The 23276-nt window shown below is 61.6% G+C and carries 19 protein-coding genes; 11 read left to right on the forward strand and 8 right to left on the reverse strand.

The annotated features are described in order from the left end of the window. Window positions 1–19 precede the first annotated feature (19 nt). Window positions 20–1639 carry a chaperonin GroEL gene (gene groL / locus C4Q26_RS23040; protein ID WP_104883593.1) on the forward strand — a complete coding sequence of 540 codons (1620 nt, stop codon included), beginning with the start codon at window positions 20–22 and terminating at the stop codon, window positions 1637–1639. 28 nt (window positions 1640–1667) lie between these two features. Then, a complete protein-coding gene (locus C4Q26_RS23045) occupies window positions 1668–2558 on the forward strand; it encodes a universal stress protein (protein WP_104883594.1) in 891 nt (296 codons plus the stop codon). Window positions 2559–2573: 15 nt separating this feature from the next. On the opposite strand, the gene C4Q26_RS23050 is transcribed toward C4Q26_RS23045, so the two are convergent. Beyond that, a complete protein-coding gene (locus C4Q26_RS23050; RefSeq protein WP_027906735.1) occupies window positions 2574–3533 on the reverse strand; it encodes a ribose-phosphate pyrophosphokinase in 960 nt (319 codons plus the stop codon). A gap of 155 nt (window positions 3534–3688) precedes the next feature. Between C4Q26_RS23050 and C4Q26_RS23055 the strand changes: the two genes are divergently transcribed. Then, the gene (locus tag C4Q26_RS23055) at window positions 3689–4180 is read left to right on the forward strand and encodes a BCAM0308 family protein (RefSeq protein WP_023380971.1); all 492 of its coding nucleotides are present in this window, start codon (window positions 3689–3691) and stop codon (window positions 4178–4180) included. Window positions 4181–4235: 55 nt separating this feature from the next. Here the strand turns inward: C4Q26_RS23055 and C4Q26_RS23060 are convergent, their stop codons facing one another. After that, entirely contained in the window at window positions 4236–5225 is a 990-nt protein-coding gene (locus tag C4Q26_RS23060; RefSeq protein ID WP_041925688.1) for a universal stress protein, read from the reverse strand. 68 nt (window positions 5226–5293) lie between these two features. On the opposite strand from C4Q26_RS23060, the gene C4Q26_RS23065 reads away from it, so the two are divergent. Next, window positions 5294–6184 (forward strand): universal stress protein, encoded by an 891-nt coding sequence (locus C4Q26_RS23065; protein ID WP_104883595.1) that lies wholly within the window; start codon window positions 5294–5296, stop codon window positions 6182–6184. A 1-nt stretch (window position 6185) separates the two neighbouring features. Here C4Q26_RS23065 and C4Q26_RS23070 read toward each other — a convergent pair whose 3' ends face one another. Continuing rightward, complete coding sequence (locus C4Q26_RS23070; RefSeq protein ID WP_023380966.1) at window positions 6186–6758, reverse strand: phosphoribosyltransferase family protein; 573 nt, start codon at window positions 6756–6758, stop codon at window positions 6186–6188. A gap of 271 nt (window positions 6759–7029) precedes the next feature. Here C4Q26_RS23070 and C4Q26_RS23075 point away from each other — a divergent pair, with 271 nt between their 5' ends. Genes C4Q26_RS23075 through C4Q26_RS23085 form a run of 3 tightly spaced genes read left to right on the forward strand, consistent with a single transcriptional unit; the run spans window position 7030 to window position 10521 of the window. Further along, window positions 7030–8223: a sodium:proton antiporter gene (locus C4Q26_RS23075; protein WP_027906732.1), complete on the forward strand. Its 1194-nt coding sequence runs from the start codon at window positions 7030–7032 to the stop codon at window positions 8221–8223. Between the two features lie 55 nt (window positions 8224–8278). Continuing rightward, the gene (potE, locus tag C4Q26_RS23080; protein WP_023380964.1) at window positions 8279–9610 is read left to right on the forward strand and encodes a putrescine-ornithine antiporter; all 1332 of its coding nucleotides are present in this window, start codon (window positions 8279–8281) and stop codon (window positions 9608–9610) included. After that, window positions 9607–10521 (forward strand): transporter substrate-binding domain-containing protein, encoded by a 915-nt coding sequence (locus C4Q26_RS23085; RefSeq protein ID WP_104883596.1) that lies wholly within the window; start codon window positions 9607–9609, stop codon window positions 10519–10521. Before potE ends, C4Q26_RS23085 begins: the two co-directional genes overlap by 4 nt. Here the strand turns inward: C4Q26_RS23085 and C4Q26_RS23090 are convergent. Next, complete coding sequence (locus C4Q26_RS23090) at window positions 10518–11549, reverse strand: hypothetical protein (RefSeq protein ID WP_023380961.1); 1032 nt, start codon at window positions 11547–11549, stop codon at window positions 10518–10520. The two genes, C4Q26_RS23085 and C4Q26_RS23090, sit on opposite strands and share 4 nt — an antisense overlap. A gap of 138 nt (window positions 11550–11687) precedes the next feature. Beyond that, the gene (locus tag C4Q26_RS23095) at window positions 11688–13106 is read right to left on the reverse strand and encodes a DUF2252 domain-containing protein (RefSeq protein ID WP_049818691.1); all 1419 of its coding nucleotides are present in this window, start codon (window positions 13104–13106) and stop codon (window positions 11688–11690) included. Window positions 13107–13346: 240 nt separating this feature from the next. On the opposite strand from C4Q26_RS23095, the gene C4Q26_RS23100 reads away from it, so the two are divergent. Together C4Q26_RS23100 and C4Q26_RS23105 are read left to right on the forward strand one after the other, a co-directional pair. Continuing rightward, window positions 13347–13784 carry a YeeE/YedE family protein gene (locus C4Q26_RS23100; protein ID WP_104881638.1) on the forward strand — a complete coding sequence of 146 codons (438 nt, stop codon included), beginning with the start codon at window positions 13347–13349 and terminating at the stop codon, window positions 13782–13784. 1 nt (window position 13785) lies between these two features. Then, entirely contained in the window at window positions 13786–14208 is a 423-nt protein-coding gene (locus tag C4Q26_RS23105; protein ID WP_023380956.1) for a DUF6691 family protein, read from the forward strand. A 104-nt stretch (window positions 14209–14312) separates the two neighbouring features. Here C4Q26_RS23105 and C4Q26_RS23110 read toward each other — a convergent pair whose 3' ends face one another. The 3 genes from C4Q26_RS23110 to putA all read right to left on the reverse strand — a co-directional run bounded on the left by C4Q26_RS23110 (window position 14313) and on the right by putA (window position 20104). Beyond that, the gene (locus C4Q26_RS23110) at window positions 14313–15230 is read right to left on the reverse strand and encodes a LysR substrate-binding domain-containing protein (protein WP_104883597.1); all 918 of its coding nucleotides are present in this window, start codon (window positions 15228–15230) and stop codon (window positions 14313–14315) included. A gap of 58 nt (window positions 15231–15288) precedes the next feature. Beyond that, window positions 15289–16080, reverse strand: a complete 792-nt coding sequence (gene proC / locus C4Q26_RS23115; protein WP_104883598.1) for a pyrroline-5-carboxylate reductase — start codon at window positions 16078–16080, stop codon at window positions 15289–15291. A gap of 88 nt (window positions 16081–16168) precedes the next feature. Beyond that, window positions 16169–20104, reverse strand: coding sequence for a trifunctional transcriptional regulator/proline dehydrogenase/L-glutamate gamma-semialdehyde dehydrogenase (gene putA / locus C4Q26_RS23120; RefSeq protein ID WP_104883599.1), 3936 nt, complete (start codon window positions 20102–20104; stop codon window positions 16169–16171). 345 nt (window positions 20105–20449) lie between these two features. Here putA and C4Q26_RS23125 point away from each other — a divergent pair, with 345 nt between their 5' ends. Next, entirely contained in the window at window positions 20450–21769 is a 1320-nt protein-coding gene (locus tag C4Q26_RS23125; RefSeq protein ID WP_104883600.1) for an MFS transporter, read from the forward strand. A gap of 137 nt (window positions 21770–21906) precedes the next feature. Continuing rightward, window positions 21907–23196: an OprD family porin gene (locus tag C4Q26_RS23130; protein WP_104883601.1), complete on the forward strand. Its 1290-nt coding sequence runs from the start codon at window positions 21907–21909 to the stop codon at window positions 23194–23196. The last annotated feature ends 80 nt before the right edge of the window (window positions 23197–23276 follow it).

Raw genomic sequence — 23276 nt, forward strand, 5'->3', positions numbered from 1 at the left:
CTACACGGGAGGCAATACCATGCCCCACAGCAAAATGCTGTTCCGCTCTGCAGCGCGGGAGAAAATTCTCAGTGGCGCCACCCAGCTCGCCGATGCCGTGCGCGTTACGCTAGGGCCCAAATCGAAATCGGTGCTGATGCAGAGCAGTTGGGGTAAGCCGACCGTCTGCAACGATGGAGTCACCATCGCCAAACGGGTCGATCTGCAGGACCCGGAGGAAAATCTTGGCGCCCAGATGCTGCGCCAGGCGGCCGAACGCACCGGTGAAGCGGTGGGGGATGGCACCAGTACCGCGACAGTGCTCGCCCACGCGATCCTGGCCGACGGCGTGCGCAACGTGGTGGCCGGGGCCAGCGCCATCGACCTCAAGCGAGGCCTGGACAGAGGGCTGGCGTTGGTCATGACATCGCTGCTGGCGCAGTCACGCCAGGTCAGCACTGCCAAGGAAAAAGCCCAGGTGGCGACGTTATCGGCGCACAACGACCCGTTGATTGGCCAGTTGGTCGCGGATGCCCTGGAGAAGGTCGGCGTGGAAGGCGTGGTCAGCGTGGAGGAATCCAAGACCACCGAAACCGTGGTCGAAATCATGGATGGCATGCGCTTCGACCGGGGCTATGTGTCGCCTTACTTCGTCACCGACACCGAGAAGATGCAGGTCGAGCTGACCGATGCTTGTGTCTTGCTGTGCGATCACAAGATCGGCGCACTCAACGATCTGCTGCCCCTGCTGGAACAAGTGGCGAAAAGCGGTCAGCCGCTGGTGGTGATCGCCGAAGACATCGACGGCGAGGCCTTGACCACGCTGGTGATCAACCAGATCCGCGGCGTGCTGCGAGCGGTGGCCGTGAAGGCTCCTGGGTATGGCGACCGGCGCAAGGAAATGCTCCAGGACATCGCGGTGCTCACGGGGGCGACCCTGGTGTCGGCGGAGCTTGGCATCAATCTCGATCAGTTGCAGTTGTCCCAGCTCGGCCAGGTGCACCGTGCGGTGGTGTTGAAAGACAGTACGGCGTTGATCGGTGGCAAGGGCACCCAGCAAGCGGTGGCTACCCGCGTTGCGCAGATCCGCGCCCAGATCGAGGCCAGCACCAGCGATTACGACCGGGAAAAACTGCATGAACGCCTGGCCAGGCTTGCGGGTGGTGTGGCAGTGATCCGCGTCGGGGCACCGTCCGAAGCGGAGATGAAAGCGCGCAAGGACGCGTTGGATGATGCCCTGGCCGCCACCCGCGCGGCCATCGCCGAAGGCATGGTGCCTGGCGGTGGCCTGGCTTTGCTCAAGGCGGTGCCTGCGTTGCTCGCTGAAGAGGCGGGCAGCGAAGGTGATATACGCACCGGCTTGCAGATACTGCGCCGTGCGCTGGAGGCCCCAGCGCGGATGATTGCCGAAAATTCCGCGGTGGACGCGGGCGTGGTGGTGGCACGCATGCTCGCCGAAACGGGCAGCATCGGGTTCGACGCGGCGGCCAACACTTACGTCGACCTGTACGAGGCCGGCATCATCGACCCCACCAAAGTGGTACGCATCGCCCTCGAGAACGCAGTCTCAGTCGCCAGCATCCTGCTGCTGACCGAGGCAACCATGACCGATATCCCGGAAAAGACAGCACCTTTGATGCAACCCCCATTGCCTGAGTGATCAGGCGAACCGATCGTCGGAGGCTACCATGAGCCACTATCAACGCCTGTTGCTGATCCTGCGCCCTGCATTGCGCCAGTCCTGTGCCTTGGAACAGGCGGCCGCCCTGGCCAGGTCAAGTTCGGCCAGCCTGCACATCGTGGGTTTGCTGGAATCGCTGGACAAGCTCAGGTTCCTGGAGACAGGTGACCATCAGAGCGAGCGGCAGGCTTACCTGCAATCCCAGCAGGCGCAGCTCGAAGCGCAGGCCCAGGTGCTGCGGGCATCGGGTGTGCAAGTGACGACGGAAGTCGCCTGGAGCAGCGATCTGCAGGCGGATATTCTCGAACATGCCCTGGAGATGCAGCCGGATGTACTGCTCAAGCAGGTCGAGCGCGAACCGGTGCTCAAGCGGGCCTTCTTTACCCCATTGGACTGGCAGTTGCTGCGGCATTGCCCGATCCCGGTCTACCTATTGGGCGCAGCCAGACCGGCCTTGCCTCGCCAGATCGTCGCGGCGGTAGACGTGGCCGATCCATCGCCCGAGGGCCAGGCGCGCAATGACAGCATCGTCCAGCAGGCCAATGCGCTCGCGTTGCAGACCGGCGCGCAACTGGACCTGCTGTTCGCGTGCGACCTGACCATGGCCTACATGGGCGACATGGGATATGGCGCCTGGGCCATTGGCGACGTCGGCGAGTCCCTGCGCCAGGCACTGGAGGAGGATTTCAAGGCGGTGGCTGACCGCTATGGCGCTCCGGCCGAGCGCAGGCACTTCATACTGGGCCGCCCGGTCACGGTGCTGAGCGAATACGTCGAAACCCATCCGGTGGACGTGATCGTCATGGGCAGGCCGCTCGCCCGGGGACTGGACCGACTGTTCGGCAGCACCACGGAGCATGTGTTGTACCAGATTCCCTGCAATATCCTGGCGGTGTAAGGCCCGGCGCCGGAGTCATGCGTCCAAGCCCCGGCGGCAGGCAAGCAACTCGGCAACCAGGGCGCTGGTATCGACGATATCCAGCTGTTCCAGACATCGCACGGGTAGGCGAAAGGGCGAGATGCTGTCGGTCACCAGTACTCGTTCGAACGCACAGCTGTCGAACAGCTCGCCACCTGTGGTGAACAGGCCATGGGTGGCTGCGGCCAGTATGCGGGTGGCGCCGGCCTGCCGGCAGGCGTGGGCAGCGCGGAGCAGCGTCTGCCCCGTGCTGATCAGGTCGTCGAACACGATGACGGTGCTGCCTGCCACATTGCCAACCAGATGTTCGCCGCTCAGGCCCGTCGGCTGGCGATGCTTTTCCATCATGGCCACCGAAACCGGGCGCGCCAGCAGGTCCGCCAGGACCTGGCGAAACTGCTCGGCGCGTTTGATACCACCGATATCCGGCGAGACGACCGTGACAGCCTCTTCTCCGAGCAGCGGGGCCAGGTGTTGGGCGAATAGCTGGGTGCATTGCAGGTTCCAGCTCGGGATTCGGTAGGCGTTGTCGAAGGCGCTGGGGTTGTGTACGTCCAGCGCGACCACGCGGTCGATGCCGCAGCTTTCCATCAGCCGGGCTACATGGCGGGTAATGGTCGCGTCCTGAAACTCCACCTTGCGGTCCTTGCGGCCATAACACAGGTAAGGCGTGACGGCTGTCACCTGGCGGGCACCGGCGTCCTTGAGCGCACCACAGAAGAACAGCAAGCGGCACAGCTTGTCGTGCGCGCTGTGGTGCGCGTCACCAAAGAGCGAATGGAAGACGATGACCGATCGACCGTCGACCGACTCGGCAGGCCAGCATTTGTGTTCTCCATCCTCGTAGTCGCGCTCTTCATGCGCAGACAGCTTCCAGCCCAATCGTTGCGCCACGGCATGACCATAGGCCTGGCTGCGTTGCAAGGCGAACAGTAACGGTGGTGTGTCATTCATGCCCTGCGCTCCAGAGGTCGTTCACAGCAACATAAGCGGCATGCCACTGCGCGGTTTGACGATTATCAAGTCGAGCATAGCCAGCGGGCGGACACTGGGCATGTCAGAGCATGCAATGGCCTGCGCCCCCTACACCCTGCACGGAGAGTACGCCAATGGACAAATACCAGAAAAGCCACAAGGACAAACTGTTCAAGCCGCATCCGTTCGACCCCTATGCCACGGCGCATCGTCCTGCTGGCAGTGCGCGTTGTCCGCAATGTGGCGCTGCCTACCATGGAGGCGAGTGGCACGCCCATGGGGCGACGGGGCCTGGGCCGGTTGAGTCGATCGTCTGCCCGGCATGCCGGCGCATCGAAGACCGTGCCGCTGCCGGACAAGTGCGGGTGTCGGGCCGTTTTCTGGCAGCGCATGAAGAGGAGATTCGCAAACTCATGCACAACGTGGAGCAACAGGAAAGGCAGACGCATGTTCTTGAGCGCTTGATCGCGATCGACTACCAGCAGGGCCAACTGGTGGCAACCACCACTGGCACGCACCTGGCCAACCGCATCGGTCATGAACTGGAGGCCGCCTACGATGGCGCGTGCAGCTACCGCTATAGCGACAGCGATGTGTACTTGAGTGTCGATTGGCATCGAGACTGAGGTCGCCTGGCCTGGTTTCACTCCAGGGAGGAGGTGAAACCAGGCGAGCGATCGTTCAACCGTGGATCGCCAGAATGCTGGAGTGAACCTTGTACAGGGTTTGCTCGGTGGTACTTCCGACCACCTTGCTCACCCCCTCATGGTACAGCGTGCCCATCACCACCACATCGAAGCCATGCTGGTTGGCGTATTCGCTGACCACGTTACGGGCAGCGCCTCTCACCAGGTGCAGATGATCTGGCTTGATGCCGTAGCGGCCGCCGAACGCTGCCATGCGCTCGCGCGCACGACCGGACATTTCCTCGACCAGTTTGTCAGTCCAGGCGACGGGGGCGGCGGCATAGGCAACGAAGCTTGCACTGGGTTCATAGGCCTGCAGCAGATGCAGTTGCGCCTTGCATCGCTGTGCCAGGGCCTGTGCCGATTGCAGGATGTGGTCGTTGAGCTTGTCGATCACAGGGTCGTGCTCGACCAGATCGACGGCGACAAGTATGCGCGCTGGCAAGTTGGTCTGCGCCTGGGCCACCAAGTGCAGCGGGATCGGGCAACGGCGCAGCAGTTGCCAGTCCAAAGGCGTGAGCAGTGCACGGCTCAAGGCGGTTTCGTGCTTGATGTCCTTGATCACCATCTCTACCCGGTGCAACTGGGCCAGCCGGATCAAGTCCTTGAGCGGGTCTTCATCGTCCAGTGTCTCGGCGTAGGCGCTGATGCCCAGTTCGCCCAGCGCCTTCACCTGGTCGGCCAGCCAAGCCTTGCGGTGCTCGGCGTCCTGCTTGCGAGCATTGGCGCGCAGCACTTGGTCCAGGGTGGCCAGACGTGAGGGGAGTTGGCTGAGCACCACCAGGTGCAAGGTGGCGCCAGTCGTGCTGGCCAGCGCCTGGGCACGCGTCAGGGCAGGCGAGGGGTGCAGGTCTGGATGGCAGATCAGTAGCAGTCGCGAGTAAGCATTCATGATGGCCTCCACGGCGATGGCAGCCTCGATGAAGGCCCACCGGTTCAGGCCAAGGGTGACGCAGTGGGGCTTGATGGCCTTGATATTTATCAAGATTGGCTGACCGCCAGCTTCGATAATGACAGCGGTGCGGCACCCCCATTCGCGCCAGGAGGTGGCTGATGAGCCTGTACCGTCGGATGCTTCTGGTCATGACCCAGGTCCAGGTCGATGCAGCGTTGCGTCGGGCCCTGGGATTGGCTCAAGCGTCAGGTGCCTCGCTGCATGTACTGGGCATCCATACGCCTGCCGAACGTGGCGTGCCCGATCAAGAGCGGCAAGCTGCCCAACCGTCAGCCGCATTCGCGCATTTCGCTTCCGGGCTCAAGGCATTGCTCGATGAGCAGGCGCCCACAGGGTTGCACATCACCTTCGAAGCGCTGGAAACCGCCACGGCGGGTGACCTCCTACCGGCATGCATCGAGCGTTGTGCGCCTGACTTGGTGATCAAGGGGCTTTCCGCCAGTCCGGTACGTGGCCTGATCGACAAGTACTCGGTTGACCGTGCGTTGCTGCATACGTGTCAGGTGCCTTTGCAACTGGTGCCTGCCGAGGCCCCGGCCATGCCCGCGAGCATATTGGTCGCCGTGGATGTGGCCAAGGCGGACCTTGCGCAGCAAGCGCTGAACCATGCGCTGGTGGAGGCAGGTCGACAACTGGGTAGCGCATGCAACGGCCAGGTCCACTTGCTGTCGGCGTACGACCTGCCCATGGCTATGCTGGCCAATCCCGACCTTGCAGCGCCCTGGGCGGAGCAAGTGCGCGAGTCGCTCCAGGCACCGTTCGATGAGCTGGCCGATATCCATGGCATTGTCCATGCGCAGCGCTACTTCATCGAAGGTGCGCCGCTGCGCGTGATCCAGTCTCTGGTCGCCACGCTGAAGATCGACGTGGTGGTGGTCGGCGTGGTGCAGCCCAGGCGCTGGGCCAAGCTGATCGGCGACACCACCGAACGGCTCCTCAACCATGCGCCGTGCAGCCTTCTGACGGTCCGGTCCGCGTCCGCGGATTGATTCAGGCGGTGTCGCCAGCTCGGCCGTGGCGAACCACTTCCACGCTGAAATCCGCCTCGAAAGGTGGCACATGACATTCGACGATGTCCTGCTCGGCGACCTGCAGGTGTATACCCACGATCTGCGCATGCACGGGTTGGTGACAGACGTGACGGTCAACGAGCACCGCGCTGAATACCCGTCGCGCGCCAAGCTCAGCCAGGTAGGCGCAGGTACGCAGCAGGGAGTGCCCTTCGTACAGCACGTCATCGACCACCAGCAAGGTGGTATCGGCCAGATCCAGTTTGGCCAACTCAGGGTTCTCGGTAAGCTGCGTATAGGCATGCAGGATGCTGAGGTCGTCGGCGTAGCGCTTGACCTTGATCGGGTAGAGTGGCAATGGCGCCGCCCCGGTCAGTCGGTGCAAGTGCAGTTGCAGGCGGCGCGCCAAAGGCTCCCCTCGGCGTTGAATCCCCACCAGCACCGTGGGTTGGGCAGTCATGAACGCCAGGGCCTGCTGCGCCATGCTACGCAGCACGCTGTCGAGGTCTTGTTCGTCATACAGGCGAGCGCGTGAGGGGGCGGGGCGGTTCATGATTGTTTTCCGTGGTCGTCCAAGGGTCATTGGCAACCTATACCGCTGCCACCTGCTCGACTTGATAAAAGCCAAGCACAGGTCATTTCCACGATGATCCCCGCGGTCGCTGGCGAGGGCCTTGGGGCAGGTACCACCTGATGCACAGGAGTCTTGCAGGTTTATTACCTCAACTGTTGACCTAGGATAACTTGCGCCGCCTTTTGGATCGTCGCGCCACGAACGCAGTGGTAGCGTATTCATACAGTCGTGGCGATCACGGTGGGTTGTCATGTATCAGAATCTGGCTGTCCTGGCTGCCTTGCTGGTGCTGTACGCCAACCTGGCCGGCGCGCTCGAATCCAAACCTATCAATGGCCCCCTGTTGTTCTTGCTGGCGGGGCTGGTGGCAGGCCCCGCTGGGCTTGGGGTGCTGAACCTTTCCCTGGATCGTCATGATCTTCGGCTGCTGGCCGAGCTTACCCTGGCGATCGTACTGTTCAGCGATGCTGCCCAAGCTGATCTGGCTCAATTGCGCCTTCACCGTAGCCTGCCGCTGCGTCTGCTGACGATTGGCTTGCCGCTGACCCTGGTCGCCGGTTGGCTTGCTGCGTGGCTGATGTTTCCACGCATGCCCTGGCTGGAAATGGCCCTGTTGTCGACGATCCTGGCGCCCACCGATGCCGCCCTTGGCAAGGCAGTGGTGAGTAACCCCCTGGTGCCGGCCAATGTGCGTGAAAGCCTGAACGTCGAAAGCGGACTGAATGACGGCATCTGCGTGCCGGTTCTGCTCTTGCTGCTGGCATTGCTGATGGAAAGTCGCTCGACGATGCCCTTTGCCCTGGCGGGATACTTCTTGCTGGAGGAGTTGGGCATTGGCGTACTGACGGGGGCAGTGCTGGCGCTGGTGGTGGGAGGGCTGCTGCGTCTTTCCCAACGCCGCTGCCTGCAAATGGACTCTTGGCAACAACTGGTGATGCCCGCCCTGGCGTTGCTGAGCTTCGCCAGCGCCCAGGCAATGGGCGGTAGCGGCTTTATCGCAGCGTTCTGTGCAGGTGTGTTGACCGGTTACCTGTTCAATCGGGAAACGCAGCCGCTGCTTAAGACCGGCGAATCCTGCGGTGAAGCACTTTCGCTGCTGACCTGGGTGGTGTTCGGTGCCTACGTAGCGCCCAAGGCCTCGCAAATCCTGTCGCCCTCGGTATGGTTCTATGCACTGCTGAGCCTGTCGCTGGTGCGTATGGTGCCTGTCTGGGTGAGCCTGGCCGGCAGCGAGCTGGCTGCCGAGAGCCGTCTGTTCATTGGCTGGTTCGGACCGCGTGGTCTAGCGTCTATCGTCTTCGCCGTGCTGGTACTCGATGCGCCGCTGCAAGAGGGCAGCACGATCATCGCCACGACCATCGCCTGCGTCGTGCTCAGCGTGATATTGCATGGCATAAGCGCTGCACCCGGTGCCCGGCGGTTGGGGCGCAGGGCTCGAAAGTGAAGGCGTGGCACATGAGCGATCGGTTCTTCGACAGGCTTTCGCGGAGGTGGCAGCCATGCGTGATAAAGCAAAGAAAATGGGCCTGGTCGGACTGACGACGCTGGTCACTGTGAATATGATGGGTTCGGGCATCATCATGCTGCCGGCAAGCATGGCGCAGATCGGCGCCGTCTCGCTGCTGTCCTGGGTGATTACGGCCATCGGCTCGATGGCTATCGCCTACTGTTTCGCCCAATGCGGCATCTACTGCACGCAATCGGGCGGCATGTCTGCCTACAGTGAACAAGCCCATGGCAAGTCTGCTTTCTTTCTGTGCTCCTACCTTTACTTCCTGTCGCTGATGATTGGCAATGTAGCCATCGCCATTTCTGCCGTTGGCTACCTCACGCCTTTCATTCCCTGGCTTGGAACTGGTGGTGGGCCGCTATTGGTTGGAGCGGTGACGTTGATCTGGTTTACCACCTTGTCCAACCTGGGGGGAGCCGAAGTTACCGGTCGTATTGGCGCTGTCAGCGTGTGGGGCGTCATCGTCCCGGTTGCCGGTTTAAGCCTGATCGGGTGGCACTGGTTCAGCCCCGCGACCTTCCAGGATGCCTGGAACCCGGGTCAAATGCCGGTCGCCCAGGCCATTACCAACAGTATTCCGCTGACCTTGTGGGCGTTCCTGGGCATGGAATCGGCTGCGCAGAACTCCGACGCGGTGGAAAACCCCAAGCGCAATGTGCCTCTGGCGTGCTTGCTCGGCACCCTTGGCGCAGCGGTGATCTACATTCTTTCGACCAGTGTCATCCAGGGCATCGTGCCGAACCCGGAACTTGCAAACGCCAGCGCGCCCTTCGCCCTGGTCTATGCGCAGATGTTCAATGACGCTGTCGGCAATGTCATCATGGCCTTGGCGGTAATCGCCTGTGTGGGTTCGTTGCTCGGCTGGCAATTCACCTTGGCTGAAACCGCCAGAGTGACTGCCGGGCAGGGGCTTTTCCCAACGCTGTTCACGCGCACCACGGCACGTGGTGTGCCATTGATAGGCATGCTGACCTGCGCCGTGCTGCAGAGCCTCATTGCCCTGTCGACGCTCTCGCCCAATGCCAGCGCCCAGTTCAGCAAACTGGTCAACCTGGCTGCCGTGACCAACATCATTCCCTACATCACCTCGCTGACCGGGCTGTTGGTGATCATGTACAAGGCCCAGGTTCAGGCAGCCATTTTTCGCCGTAACAGCGCGGTCATGGTGGTCGCGGTGTGCTATTGCTTCTACGCACTGTACGCCTCGGGCCTGGAAGCCGTATTCGGTGCCGCTCTGATCATGGCGCTGGGCTACCTGCTGTTCGGTTTCATTGCCAAGCGTTTCGTCAAGGCGTTGGACATGATCGGAGGTGCGCCATGAAGCGTTCATTGAAAGCGACCGGTTGGTGTCTTGCCAGTTTGCTGTTGTGCGCGGTAGCAGACAGCACTGTCGCCGCTGCGGACGTATTGAGCAGGTTAAGGCAAGGGCAGGTGCTCAATCTCGGATTCGTGGAGGGGTTCGCTCCCTTCTCATCTGGCAGCGAACAGGCACCGGAGGGGTACTCCATCGACCTTTGCCAGGCAGTCGTCGCACGCCTTCGGAAGTCGCCCGGGCTCGCGGGCTTGCAGGTACGCTGGCGCTCCCTGGCAGAGCCGCAGGCTGTTCGCACCGTGGGTGACGGGCAGGTCGACCTGCTCTGTACACCGATGGTGGAAACCCTATCCAGAAGGGGCACCTTGGACTTTTCCATCGCGGTCTTTACTTCCGGCCTTGCGGCTCTGGTCAGGCGTGATGCACCGAATACCTTGCTCGGCCCCCTCAGCGGTGGCGCGCAGGACACCAGCCCGCGCTGGCGCGCGACGATCAACGCGGGGTTGAGCAAGCACAGCTTTGCCGTCCTGCGTGGCACCTTGAGCAGTCGCTGGGCCCATGAGCGGATCCGCCAGCTTGGTTTGCAATCCACGCTCCAGGAAGTGTCGACGTACGCGGAAGGGGTGCAGCGGGTGGTCGACCGCAAGGTCGACGCGCTCCTGGGAGACAGGGTGGTCCTGCTGGCCTATCAGGCCCGGCAAGCTGAGCGCGACCAGCTGTGGGTTCCGGATCACTTGTTCGTCATGAGCCGGGTGGCGTTGTCGATGCCAAGAGGAGACGACGATTTTCGTTTGTTGGTGGATACCGCCTTGAGCCAGGCACTTTCGGGCCCACAAGGCGAGGCCCTGTTCGTTCGCCATCTAGGTCCCCTGTCCGCGCAGGATCGTTTGCTGCAAAGCCTGTATCCGCTGCCTGACTAGTTGGCGGGGATCGTGATGACCGGTGTTTCCGGGGCTACGCCAGTTTCGGCGAGGGACAAGAGCACGAGAATGAAGAGGAACTCGGACTTGGACTTCAGGTCGCGATCGTCTATCCAGAACCAGTGATCGCGGTAGTGCACGGCGGCATAGGCATTGTCTGGCTTTCGCTCGCTTGAATGGATACGCACCAGTGGCGTGTCCCATTCGTTGGAAACCTTGGGAAGGGCGGGTTCGGGGTTTGCCCGACCCTCTTGCACATGGATGGGCGGGGCTTCGATGGTGGCGGCGATCTCCGAGAAGATCTCCGACATCGAACGTGTCAGCAAGGCCACCTCGGTATCGTCCCTCTGCACCGAGCCGAAGGTGAGTTTCAGTATCTCCGCGTCGGGTCGAAGGTGCAGCGACTGGCGCACCAGTCGGCGATCGGTTTCGACGATTTCCGACCGGGTGTCGGCGATCAGCAGCAGTTCACTGTCAGTCCCGGCACGTTGGCTGATTCGCATGCCCAGCTTTTCTGAACGCTGAATCCGCCGAAGCGCATCCAGCACCGCATAGAACTCTGGGTCTGCTGCACGCAGCCGAGACGGGGAGGTTGACCTGTTGTACAAGCCGTTTGCGGCACGCGTGGTCAGGTGCAGCACACGATCGACCGGATAGCCCGCCTGGACGAGCGAGAATATAGCCGCTGGCGAAAGGGGCGTGAGCAGGTAACGGGAGAAGCGTTCGCCGGACAACGGTGTGTAGCTGATGGTAGGGCGATCTGTGTAGAGGCCTGAAGCGCCCAAGGTCTGGTTGTTACCCTCAGCGGGCGAACCGCTGAACCAACTGGCGCTGAGGTTCACCTGACTTTGGATGGCCGTGGAACTGATCACCGATGACACCTCCAAATAGACGGGGGCATCGGCGTAACGCAACTTGACGATGTTCAACAGGGTCTGTTCTTTCCAGGTCGTGGCTATGACGGTCGCGTAATCGCTTCTGTCGCGCTCGATGGTGGAGGGACCGAGGGTTGAACAGGCGGTCAGCATCAGTATGGTCGCGACGAGAACGGCCCAGTGGAAACGAGACGATCTTGAACGCGCTGGGGGAAAACGAGGGTCATGCATCTTCTTGAATCCAGATGAATGCAGTTAGGTCACCCCCCATGGCATAGGCCATGGCAGTGCTCAATCGTCTTCCTCGCGAAGTGCCTTGATCCTGCCCTTTTTCTCGGCATTGACCAGCGCCGCGTAGTCCATGGCATTTTGCTTGGCATAAGCCAGTGCGAACTTGCCAAGGGCTTGATCGAAGGCGTCCGACTTGCCGAGATATCCACTGATCAGCGCTGCGTCCCCTGACTTGGCATGCGCCCGCGCCAACGTCATGCCACACACCTGCGCATACATGTTCATCTGCTCGAAGGTCGCACCTTCCACTGGCAATGACATCTTCATATCGCGTAGCTGTCGGACGAAAAACTGCCGGCCCTTGGTGCTTTCGGTCCAGCCCAGAAAAATGTCGCTGGCGGATTGCGAAAGGCGCTGGCCGGTAACCACTCGCTGACCTTGATTGGCAAACTCGCTTTTGCCGGCATAGGGCGCCAGCACGGACGGGCAGGCTTCCTTGAATTGCAGCAGCAGCGGATGGTTTTCGGCCGAAAAGAACAAGCCGACGAAGCAGAACGTGCCCACGCTGCCAATGCCCACGGCTTTCACTGCGAAGTCCTCCAGGCGATAGCGGTCGTAGAGCACTCTGCGCTCGGGTAGCAATGAACGGCGGTAATCCTCAAGTGCAAGCTTCACGCGCTTGGCGAAACCGGCTTCTTGGATATGGAACAGGATCGGAGGCTGGTCGACCAGGCGTCGCCTACCGCCCACTTCATCGCTGATCTGGGGATACAGGTAGTCCCCGATCCGCGTTCTGGCCCTGGCCATCAATGCTTCGCGCGCCTTGCGGTATTTCTCGTTGGGGGCCATGTCGATGATGGCCTGAGCGTCCAGGCGGTCGTACCAGACGTCAAGCGGGCTCATATCCGACAATTCACGCATGCGCTTGCGGTAGGCCTCCACGCAGGCCATGGCCAATTGTCCGGCCTCTTTGTCGTTCAGCCGATTGTCTTGGGCGGCGACGGCAAAGCTGACTGCCAACCGTTTGATGTCCCATTCCCACGGCGCGGGAAGTGTCTCGTCGAAGTCGTTGATATCGAAGATCAGGTTACGTTCGGGGGTGGCGAACAAGCCAAAGTTGAGCAGGTGGCAATCGCCGCAGGCTTGGACGTGTACGCCGGTACAAGGCAGCGTGGCGAGGTCGCGTGCCATCAGGCCGGCCGAGCCACGCAAGAAGGTGAATGGGCTGCGCAGCATTCGCCCATAACGGACAGGCACCAGTGCCGGATGGCGGTCACGGTTGGACAGTTCGAGCAAACCGACGGGATCACGCTGCCTGGGCTTGGATTTCCACGTTGCATGAGCCGCCCGCGGAACGACGTCTCGCAGACGTTTACCGGCCTCCAGTCTCTCCTTGCGCGAATGGAAATTCTTTTCTTCACGGATGTCGTCTTTCACCTTGGACAACCGCTTGGTCGAATGCTTCTTGAAGTCAGCCATGTCGGCACCTTTGTTGAGCAAAGGTCATGCGCAAAGGGTGGGCCCGAACGACAATGGAACTCATCGGTGCTGAACTGGCAATGCAGCAACGAGGATTACCGGTCAGCCTCTGAAAAGCGTAGCAGTAATTCACCTATCCCCAAGCCACGGCGGGCTGCCGCAGACTCGGATTTCAACCCTGCTGGCCCAGGGCTAGAATAAGGGCATGCTCACCCCTTTCTCTTGAGTTGGAGCGTTGCGATGCTTGTTAACATGAATGCCTTCACGCCATGGTCGGCGCTCGGAGGAGGCGTGCTGATTGGTCTGGCCGCAGGGCTGTTCGCTGCAGCCAACGGGCGGATAGCCGGTATCAGTGGGTTGCTGGCTTCGATGTTGCAGCGGTCAGGGGAGGGGCGTGGCGACAAAGCTGCGTTCCTGCTGGGCATCATTGCTGCACCGCTGCTGTGGCAGGTGTTCGTGTCGCTTCCCGCCGTGGAGTTCACCCGTGCACCCTGGGTTCTCATGGTCGCAGGGCTGCTGGTCGGCCTGGGCACTCGCTACGGCGGCGGCTGCACCAGCGGTCACGGGGTGTGTGGCCTGTCGCGGCTGTCACCCCGTTCGGCAGTGGCGACGCTGTGCTTCATGGCGGCCGGGTTCGCCACCGTGTTCGTCGCTCGGCATCTTCTGGCGGGCGTGTGACATGACGCGGATCACTGGTTTCATCGCAGGGTTGCTGTTCGGGTTGGGCTTGTTGCTGTCCGGCATGGCGAATCCCGCCAAGGTGCTTGGATTTCTCGACCTGGCCGGGCAGTGGGATCCTTCGCTTGCATTGGTCATGGTCGGTGCCATTGGCGCAGCGTTGGTGCCGATGGCCTGGGCGCGCCGACAGTCGGTGGCGCTGTTGGGGGGCACGATGCAGTTGCCCACCCGGCGTGACATCGACCGTCGCCTGGTAGGCGGAAGCCTGCTGTTCGGCATTGGTTGGGGGCTGGCTGGCGTATGCCCGGGCCCTGCGCTGGTGCTGTTGCCGGGTGGTTATTGGCAGGCCTGGCTGTTCGTGGCAGCCATGTTGCTGGGCATGCTGGTGTTCAATGGCATCGAAGCGATTCGCGCCCGTCGGTAGACCGCGGTGGGCTGCCCGAACCCCGTATCGATGATCCAGGTTCCGGGCCAATGCGACATCTCGTGTGCGGACGAGCTTGAGTCCTGACAGGCAGAGGTGGCGCCTCAGTATTCGTCGTTGAACTTGGGCGCCCCGGGATTGGTGAACATGTATTCGAGCTCATCTGCCATGAGCTTGGCTTCCCGTGTCAGCAGCTCCTGAGTACGGTAAACCATGGATATGTCCAGCGCCGGGACTTCTTCCTCAAGGTCGAGGGCTTCGAACTTCTGGCTGTTGCGGTTGATGGAGCGGAGCATCCGCAACGGCCAGAAGCTGATTACATCCGTGGTAAATGCAAGCTCGCAGAAAATACCGCCGGCGGAACACTCGAGGATGTTCTCAGGGGGCGCGAGCTTGTACTGGTCGAACATCGAGCGAATCCGCGAGCTGTCCAATGGCTCCTGCAGCAGCCATTGCTGTTCGCGCAACTGCACAAGATTACGCACCTGCGCATACGGATGACCCCGTCGTACCGCCAGTACAGTGGGCTGCTGGTACAGTTCGGTCCATTGGAACCCATCGCCATAGCGGCAGGCCGGCTGGCATGACAAGGCCAGGTCCAGATGCCCTTCACGCAGCCCTTCCATCAGCTTGGAAGGGCGCATTTCGTGAATGCGCAAGCGCACTTCTGGGTTGCGTGCGCTGAACTGGTTGATTGCCGCGATGACCTGCGCTCTGGGCGTTGCCGGTGAAACACCAATCGAGACTCGACCGGTGGCCTCGCCTTTGAGTGCCGCTATTTCCTCTCGGGCGCGATTGGCTTCCTCTAGCATCAAGCGAGCGCGACGAACCAGGCGTTCGCCATACTCGGTGGTGGTGATGCCTCTGTTGGAACGCACCAACAAGGGTACGCCAAGTGAAGACTCGAGTTCTTTGATGGTTTTCGACAGTGCGGGCTGGGAGAGGTGCAGTAGGCGTGCCGTTTCCTGGATACTGCCGCTCTCGCATATTGTGACCAGCACTTTGAGTTGATGTAGCTTCATCGGTGTTACCTACCTGCGCGGAAGGCAACCGTGGCCTGGGGCACGGTTGCGACTGGAGTCAGGATTCGCGGGACAGCTCTTCGGAGCGGCGCGAGGCCGAACGCACGGCCGTTTCAACCAGGCGACGCAGGGCGCTTTCGTGTTCGAACACACCGATCGCAGCCGCGGTCGTTCCATTGGGCGAGGTGACAGCCGTGCGCAGCGCGACGAAATCCGCATCCGCCTGGGTTTGCAGGGTCGCTGCCCCCAGGGCAGTTTGCGCCGCCAAGGTTTTCGCAAGCTCCGGGCTCAAACCGAGTTCGATACCGGCAGCGGCGAGTGCCTCGCTGAACAGATGGTAATAGGCGGGGCCGCTCCCGGACAGGGCCGTGACGGCATCCAGCAAGCCTTCCTGTTCGACCCAGCTGGCGGTGCCCACGGCCGAAAACAAACGGGTGACCTGCGCGCGTTGGCGCTCGCTCAGGCCGCTTGGCGCGAACAGCCCAGTGCAGCCAGCGCCTACCAATACCGGTGTGTTGGGCATGGCGCGAACCACGGGGCATCCATGGCCCAACGCCTGGCTCAGCTTTTGGCTGGTGACGCCCGCCGCCACCGAGATCACGACGGCCTGTTGGCACAGGCCAGGGGGTAGCGCGCTGAGTACTTCACAGGCGTAGTTGGGCTTGACCGCTACCACGATGATGTCGTAAGCGATGGTGGGCAGCGCTGCCACATCGTTGTAGAGCGTGGCGTGGCTGGCGGTTTGCAGATAGGGGTCCACGGCGCTGATATGGCTGACCAGGCCTGCTTCGAGCCAGGCTTGAGCAATGGCGCTGCCCATACGACCGTAACCCAGGAAAAGTGCGTTCATCGTTGTACCTTGTTGTTGTGTGCAGAAGCGCAGCGTCGATAACGCCGCAGCGAGACCTGCCGTGGCCAGGACCACGGCAGGCGGGTATTTAGCTGATGGTCATGAGGTTCGCGTTGCCCCCTGCCGCGGCGGTGTTCACGCTCAGTGCGTGCTCAAGCAACAGGCGCTCCAGCGGAATGTCGGTTTCGCCGCGACTCAGGCCATGCACGCCAACGATCGCGCCGCTGCGACGCGCAGCCTGCTGGCTGACATGGCGCAATTGGTCGGAGTCGCCGTGATGCAGGATGGCGTCGAAGTGGGCATCCGCGCAGGTCCAGTCGGTGAGAATGGCGATCCGGCTCCGCACCTCGGCGGGCAGTTGGGCGTGCAGCCCCTGGTGGCTATCGAGCCACAGTACGCTGCTGCCGACGGCCAGGCTGGCCGCGAGTTGGGCAAGCAGGTCGTGGCGGTCTTCGGCGAGGTTGAGGACACATGCCCTTGGCAGCAGGGTGTAGCTGTTGCTCTCGCCAGTCGGTCCGCTGAGCGAATAGCGGGTATAGCTCTGCGATTGAGCCAGGTACTGGGTAAATAGCGCAGCGATGGTCGGCGCCTTCTGCTCGGCCCAGGCGGCGAAAGCTTTGCGCGCCTGCAGCAAGTCATCGGGAAGCTTGATGGTCTGACCCGCTCCCTCGGCCAGCGCATCGGCCACGGCGTCGTGGGGACGGGTGGAGAGCAGGCGATACAGATACAGTGGGCCACCGGCTTTCGGGCCGGTGCCGGATAGCCCTTCGCCGCCGAAGGGCTGCACGCCGACCACGGCCCCGACGATATTGCGATTGACGTACAGGTTGCCGACGCAAGCGGTATCGACGACCTGGTTGATGGTTTCGTCGATCCGGGTGTGCACGCCCAAGGTGAGGCCGTAGCCGCTGGCATTGATCTGCTCCAGCAGTTCGCCGAGCTGCTGGCGCTCGTAGCGCACCAGGTGCAGTACCGGACCGAAGATTTCCCGCTCCAGCTCGGCAAGGTTGTCCAGTTCGATCAGGGTAGGCAGAACGAACGTGCCGCGTTGCAGTTCTTCACCCACCGCGCGTGCGGCCTGGAAGACGTTGCGGCCTTTGCGTCGCATGCTTTCGATGTGTTCGAGGATGTTGTCACGCGCCTGGCTGTCGATCACCGGCCCGATATCGGTGTTCAGTCGCTCCGGCGAGCCGACCCGATATTCGGCCATTGCGCCGCGCAGCATCTGGCTGACGTGGTCAGCCACATCGGCTTGCACGCACAGCACACGCAGTGCCGAGCAGCGCTGGCCGGCGCTGTCGAACGCGGAACTGATGACATCCACGACCACTTGCTCGGCCAGTGCCGAGGAGTCGACGATCATGGCGTTCATGCCACCGGTCTCGGCGATCAGCGGCAGTGTCTGGCCCTGGGCGTTGAGGCGTCCTGCGAGGTTGCGGCTGAGAATGCCTGCGACCTCAGTGGAACCGGTGAACATCACCCCGCGCACTCGCTCGTTGCCCACCAGGCTGGCGCCCACCGTCTCACCCCGGCCTGGCAGCAGTTGAACGGCGCCAACAGGCACGCCAGCCTCATGGAGGATCCGCACGGCCTGTGCGGCGATCAGAGGGGTCTGTTCCGCAGGTTTGGCCAGAACGGTGTTCCCCGCAGCCAGGGCGGCTGCTACCTGACCGCTGAAGATCGCCAGTGGGAAGTTCCATGGGCTGATGCATACCACCGGGCCCAGCGGACGGTGGCTGTCGTTGCCGAAGTGCCGGGCCTGGGCGCCGTAGTAACGCAGAAAGTCCACCGCCTCACGCACTTCGGCGATCGCGTTGGCGAACGTTTTGCCGGACTCGCGGACCAACAGCCCCATCAATTGCTGCATCTCGCTTTCCATCTGGTCGGCGGCGCGCTCCAGAATCGCTGCGCGCTCGGCAGGCAGGGTCGCTTGCCAGATCGGCCCGCTTGCCTGGGCATAGTGCACGGCATGCTGAACATCGGCGTCAGTGGCTTCGTAGACTTGGCCTACCAGGTCACGATGGTCTGCCGGGTTGCGTACTGCAGTGACGGTGCGCGGGTGGTTGCTTTCGTCGCTCAGTGTTGGCGCAGCGCTATACACCTGGTTGGCGCTGGTCAGCAGTGCCGACGACAGCGAGCCGAGTCGATGCTCGTTGGACAGGTCGATGCCGCTGGAGTTGAGGCGCGCGTTGCCATACAGCGCACGGGGCAGGGGGATGCGCGGGTGCGGCAGGCCGAGCGCACCTTCGCTGCTTGCCATGGCTTCGACCTGAATCACGGGGTCTTGTACCAGCTCGTCCAAGGAGATGGAGTGATCGGCAATACGATTGACGAATGAGGTATTGGCGCCGTTTTCCAAGAGGCGCCGCACCAGGTAGGCCAGCAGCGTTTCGTGGCTGCCCACGGGGGCATAGATTCGGCAGGGGCGATTCAATTTGCCATCGGCGACCTTGCCCACCACCTGTTCGTAAAGCGGCTCGCCCATACCATGAAGGCACTGGAACTCGTACTGGCCGGGGTAGTAGTTCTGCCCAGCGATGTGGTAGATGGCCGCCAGCGAGTGGGCATTATGGGTGGCGAATTGCGGGTAGATGGCCTCAGGCACCGACAGTAGTTTTCGAGCGCAAGCAATGTAGGACAGGTCGGTGTAGACCTTGCGGGTGTATACCGGATAGCCCTCCAGGCCATCGACCTGGGCGCGCTTGATCTCGCTGTCCCAGTAGGCACCTTTTACCAGGCGGATCATCAGGCGGTGACGGCTGCGGCGAGCGAGGTCGATGACGTAGTCGATCACATACGGACAACGTTTCTGGTAGGCCTGGATCACGAAGCCGATACCGTTCCAGCCACCCAATTGCGGCTCGAAGCAAAGACGTTCGAGCAAGTCCAGCGACAGTTCCAGTCGGTCGGCTTCCTCGGCATCGATGTTCAGGCCGATGTCGTACTGCCGGGCCAGCAGGGTAAGCGCCAGCAGGCGAGGGTAGAGCTCATCCATGACGCGCTCGTACTGGGCACGGCTGTAACGCGGGTGCAGGGCCGAAAGCTTGATGGAGATGCCCGGGCCTTCATAGATTCCCCGGCCGTGGGAAGCCTTGCCGATGGCATGAATCGCCTGTTCATAGGCAGCCAGGTACTTTTGCGCGTCGTGCTCGGTCAGGGCAGCTTCGCCGAGCATGTCGTAGGAGTAGCGGAAGCCGCGCTCTTCTCGGCGGGAGGCGTTGGCCAGCGCCTCACCGATGGTTTCACCGGTGACGAACTGCTCGCCCATCAGGCGCATGGACATGTCCACGCCCTTGCGAATCAGGGGCTCGCCGCTTCGGGTGATGATGCGGTTGAGCGACGACGACAGTCCAGATTCGTTATGGGTCGAGACCAGCTTGCCGGTGATCAGCAGGCCCCACGAAGCGGCGTTGACGAACATCGACGGGCTCTGACCCAAATGTTGCTTCCAGTTGCCATTGGCAATCTTGTCGCGAATCAACGCGTCGCGGGTACCTTTGTCGGGGATGCGCAACAGGGCTTCTGCCAGGCACATCAGCGCCACGCCTTCCTGCGACGACAACGAGAATTCCTGCAGCAGCCCCTGCACCAGCCCTTGACGGCCGCCTGCGCTCTTCTGGTTGCGTAACTTCTCGGCGATGCCGTAGGCCAGTGCGTGCGTGGCCTTGGCCGTGTCGGCGGGCTGGCGCGCCTGCTCCAGCAGCATCGGTACGGCCTCGGACTCGGGGCGTCGGTAAGCGGCGGTGATGCTGGCGCGCAAGACCGACTGCGGCAGGATGCTTTCGGCGAAATCGAGAAACACCTGCAGGCCGTCATCATCGAGGCTTTCCAGGGACTCTTCACCCGCAACGACAGCCATTGCGGCCTGTCGGGCCGAAGTCAAGCCGCCTTCTAGCTGTTCGAGGTAGTTGAAGATGGCCTGTTTGATCATCCAATGAGGGGTCTTGTCGATTTGCTGGGCAACCTGCTTGAGACGCTCGCGGGTGGCGTCATCGAGCTTCACGCCGAGGGTGGTGCTTGCCATGTTTTTATTACCTGGTAAGTGGCTTGGCCAATCGGAACGCGAAGCAGATTAAACCCGGATCGAACAAGGGTGCAACCGAGTGCAACCTGGCTTTCCGGTTCAGCGAATATTTCGCTCGAAACTAGGCAGGTTGGCAGGTCTTGTAATAGTGCGGCAAACGTTTGCCAGGCAATAAAGGTGCACTTTAATGGTGCAAAATGATATCACTGGTAGATTTTGTTATACCCATGACAAAGTGTGCGGTTGCACCTTTTACGCAGAGAAACCTAGGATCCCCTCATCGCTGGTGCTACCCAGTGATGCCTGGGTCGTTGTGGCCCATCCAATAACAAATAGGGCATTTACATGAGCAATCCCTCCTCCGAGGCGCACTCTTCAAAGACGCGTCGGCGTGCGCTGGTCGCCAGCCTTACCGGTAGTTCAATCGAGTGGTTCGATTACTTTCTATATGGGACCGCCGCCGCACTGGTGTTCAACAAACTGTTCTTCCCTAATTTCGACCCGGTGGTTGGACTACTGCTGGCTTACTTGTCGTTCTCGTTGACGTTCTTCATTCGCCCCATTGGCGGTGTGCTGTTCGCCCATATCGGCGATCGTATAGGTCGCAAGAAGACGTTGGTCATCACGCTGTCGCTGATGGGCGGTGCAACCGTGTTGATCGGCTGCTTGCCGACCTACGAACAGATCGGTATCTGGGCGCCGATACTGCTGATCCTGCTGAGGGTCATTCAGGGGCTTGGCATTGGTGGTGAGTGGGGCGGAGCTCTGCTGCTGGCTTATGAATATGCGCCTGCCAACCGCAAGGGGCTGTTCGGTAGCGTGCCGCAAGTGGGGGTCACGCTCGGCATGCTGCTGGCCACGATGGCAGTGAGCTTGATGGCAATGTTGCCTGAAGACGCCTTCTTGTCCTGGGGCTGGCGTGTGCCTTTCGTACTGAGCGCCGGTCTGGTGTTTCTCGGCCTGTGGATTCGTCATGGTCTGGACGAAACCCCGGAGTTCAAGAAGGCCAAGGCCACCGGCAATGTCTCGAAAATGCCGGTTGTGGAAACCCTCCGCAATCACTGGCGCGAAGTGCTGATCGCTGCAGGGCTCAAAGTCGTCGAAACCGCGCCGTTCTATATTTTCTCGACTTTCGTGGTGAGCTACGCGGTGAACAACCTCGGCTACCAGAAAGTCTCGGCACTGAACGCCGTGATGATCGGTGCGCTGGTGGCCTCGCTGCTGATTCCGGTGATGGGTTGGCTGTCGGACCGCCTCGGTCGCAAGCGCGTGTACATCGGCGGCATCATCGCCATTGCCTTGTATATCGTGCCGTACTTCACGCTGCTCGATACCCGTACTCAGTGGGGGATCACCCTGGCCACCGTGATGGGCTTCGGTGTGCTCTGGGCTCCTGTCACGGCTGTGCTGGGTACCTTGTCTTCGGAAATCTTCTCAACCAGGGTGCGCTACACCGGTATCACCCTGGGCTATCAACTGGGGGCCGCGCTGGCAGGGGGCACCGCACCGCTGATCGCGACCTGGCTGCTCTCCGAGTACCAGGGTGACTGGCGCCCAGTTGCTCTCTATATGCTGGCAACCGTGGCGATCTCGCTGATCGCCATCCTGTCCGTTGGTAAACGTCGCGAAGACGACGATGTTCAGGGCCGCGCTCACGCGTCCTGAATGCTGTAAGCCGGCGCACTCGTGCGCCGGTTGATCATCTGTCGCCACTCGTCTTCTTCCTCCAGGCGCCCTTGTCAGGGCCGCTTGCGGGGAAGTGCGTCCTAAAAAAAGCAATAAGCAATGGAGAGCCGCTTCACATGAAGAAAAAACTGTTGAACCTGGCCATTATCTCGGCCTTGGGGGGCTTGGGCGGGCAGACGCTTGCCGCAGGGTTCATCGAAGACAGCACAGCCAAACTGGAGCTTCGCAACTTCTACTTCAACCATGATATCCGCGATACCGATTCCCCGACCCAGGAAGAGTGGGGCCAGGGTTTCATACTCAACGTTCAGTCCGGATTCACCCAGGGTGTGGTCGGCTTCGGTGCCGATGCGACCTATACCCTGGGTATCAAGCTCGATGCACCGGGCGCTCGATCGATATTCCCGGCCGACAGTGATGGCGAGGCCGTGGACAATTTCAGCCGTGGTGGTTTGACGGGCAAGATGCGTCTTTCCAAGACCGAGGCGCGATACGGCATTCTCACACCCAAGCTGCCAATCCTCTGGTCGAACGATGGCCGTATGTTGCCGCAACTGTTCGAAGGGGGGCAGATCACCAGCAACGAGATCGATGACCTGACCCTCACCGGTGGCCAGATCGAGCATGTGGTGGGGCGGATGTCGAGCAACTTCACTGGGATGGCGATCTCGGGCGGCACCCAGCAAAGCAACCATTTTCGTTTTGTTGGCGGAGACTACAAGGGCGTCAAGGACCTGACCCTGCAGTACTACTTCGCCAACCTCGAAGACTATTATGACCAGCACTTCCTTGGCGCCCTGCATAGCCTGCCGCTGGGGCCCGGCGTACTGAAGACCGACCTGCGCTACTTCCGCACCACCTCCGATGGCAAGAACGCCGACCGTGCCGCGGGCTACCTTGCCTCGACCAACGGCAGTGGCAACGATGGCGAACTGGACAACTCCACCTGGAGTGCCAAGTTCACCTACGCCCTGAGTGGCCATGCCCTGACCCTGGGTTATCAGCAGGTATCGGACGACAGTATCTTCGCCCAGTTGAACCAGGGCGGACTGGCCAATGAAGGTGCCGGCGGCACCAGCACCTACGTGATAACCGACAGCCTGGTGCAGAACTTCACCTATGCGGGTGAACGCACCATCCTGGGGGGTTACGCCTTCGACTTCGCCACCGTCGGGGTGCCAGGCCTGAATGCCAGCGTGACCTGGCTCAAAGGCGACCAGATCAAGACCGCCGTGGGTTCGGACCGCGAAGAGTGGGAGCGCGACATCGTGCTGAGCTACGTGGTGCAGGGCGGGCCGCTGAAAGGGGTTGGCGTTGCCTGGCGCAATGGCGTCTTGCGCAGTGATGTGCTCGGCGATATCGACCACAACCGTCTGACCGTCAGCTACACCGTGCCGATCTGGTAACGACTGCGAAGCGTTTACGTGAATTCCTTCCTCACCCGGCACACCGGGGAGGCCGGAGCGGTGCGTCCGAGAATTGCCAC

Origin of the sequence: Pseudomonas sp. SWI44, from assembly GCF_002947915.1 — a bacterium.
Taxonomy (GTDB): domain Bacteria; phylum Pseudomonadota; class Gammaproteobacteria; order Pseudomonadales; family Pseudomonadaceae; genus Aquipseudomonas; species Aquipseudomonas taiwanensis.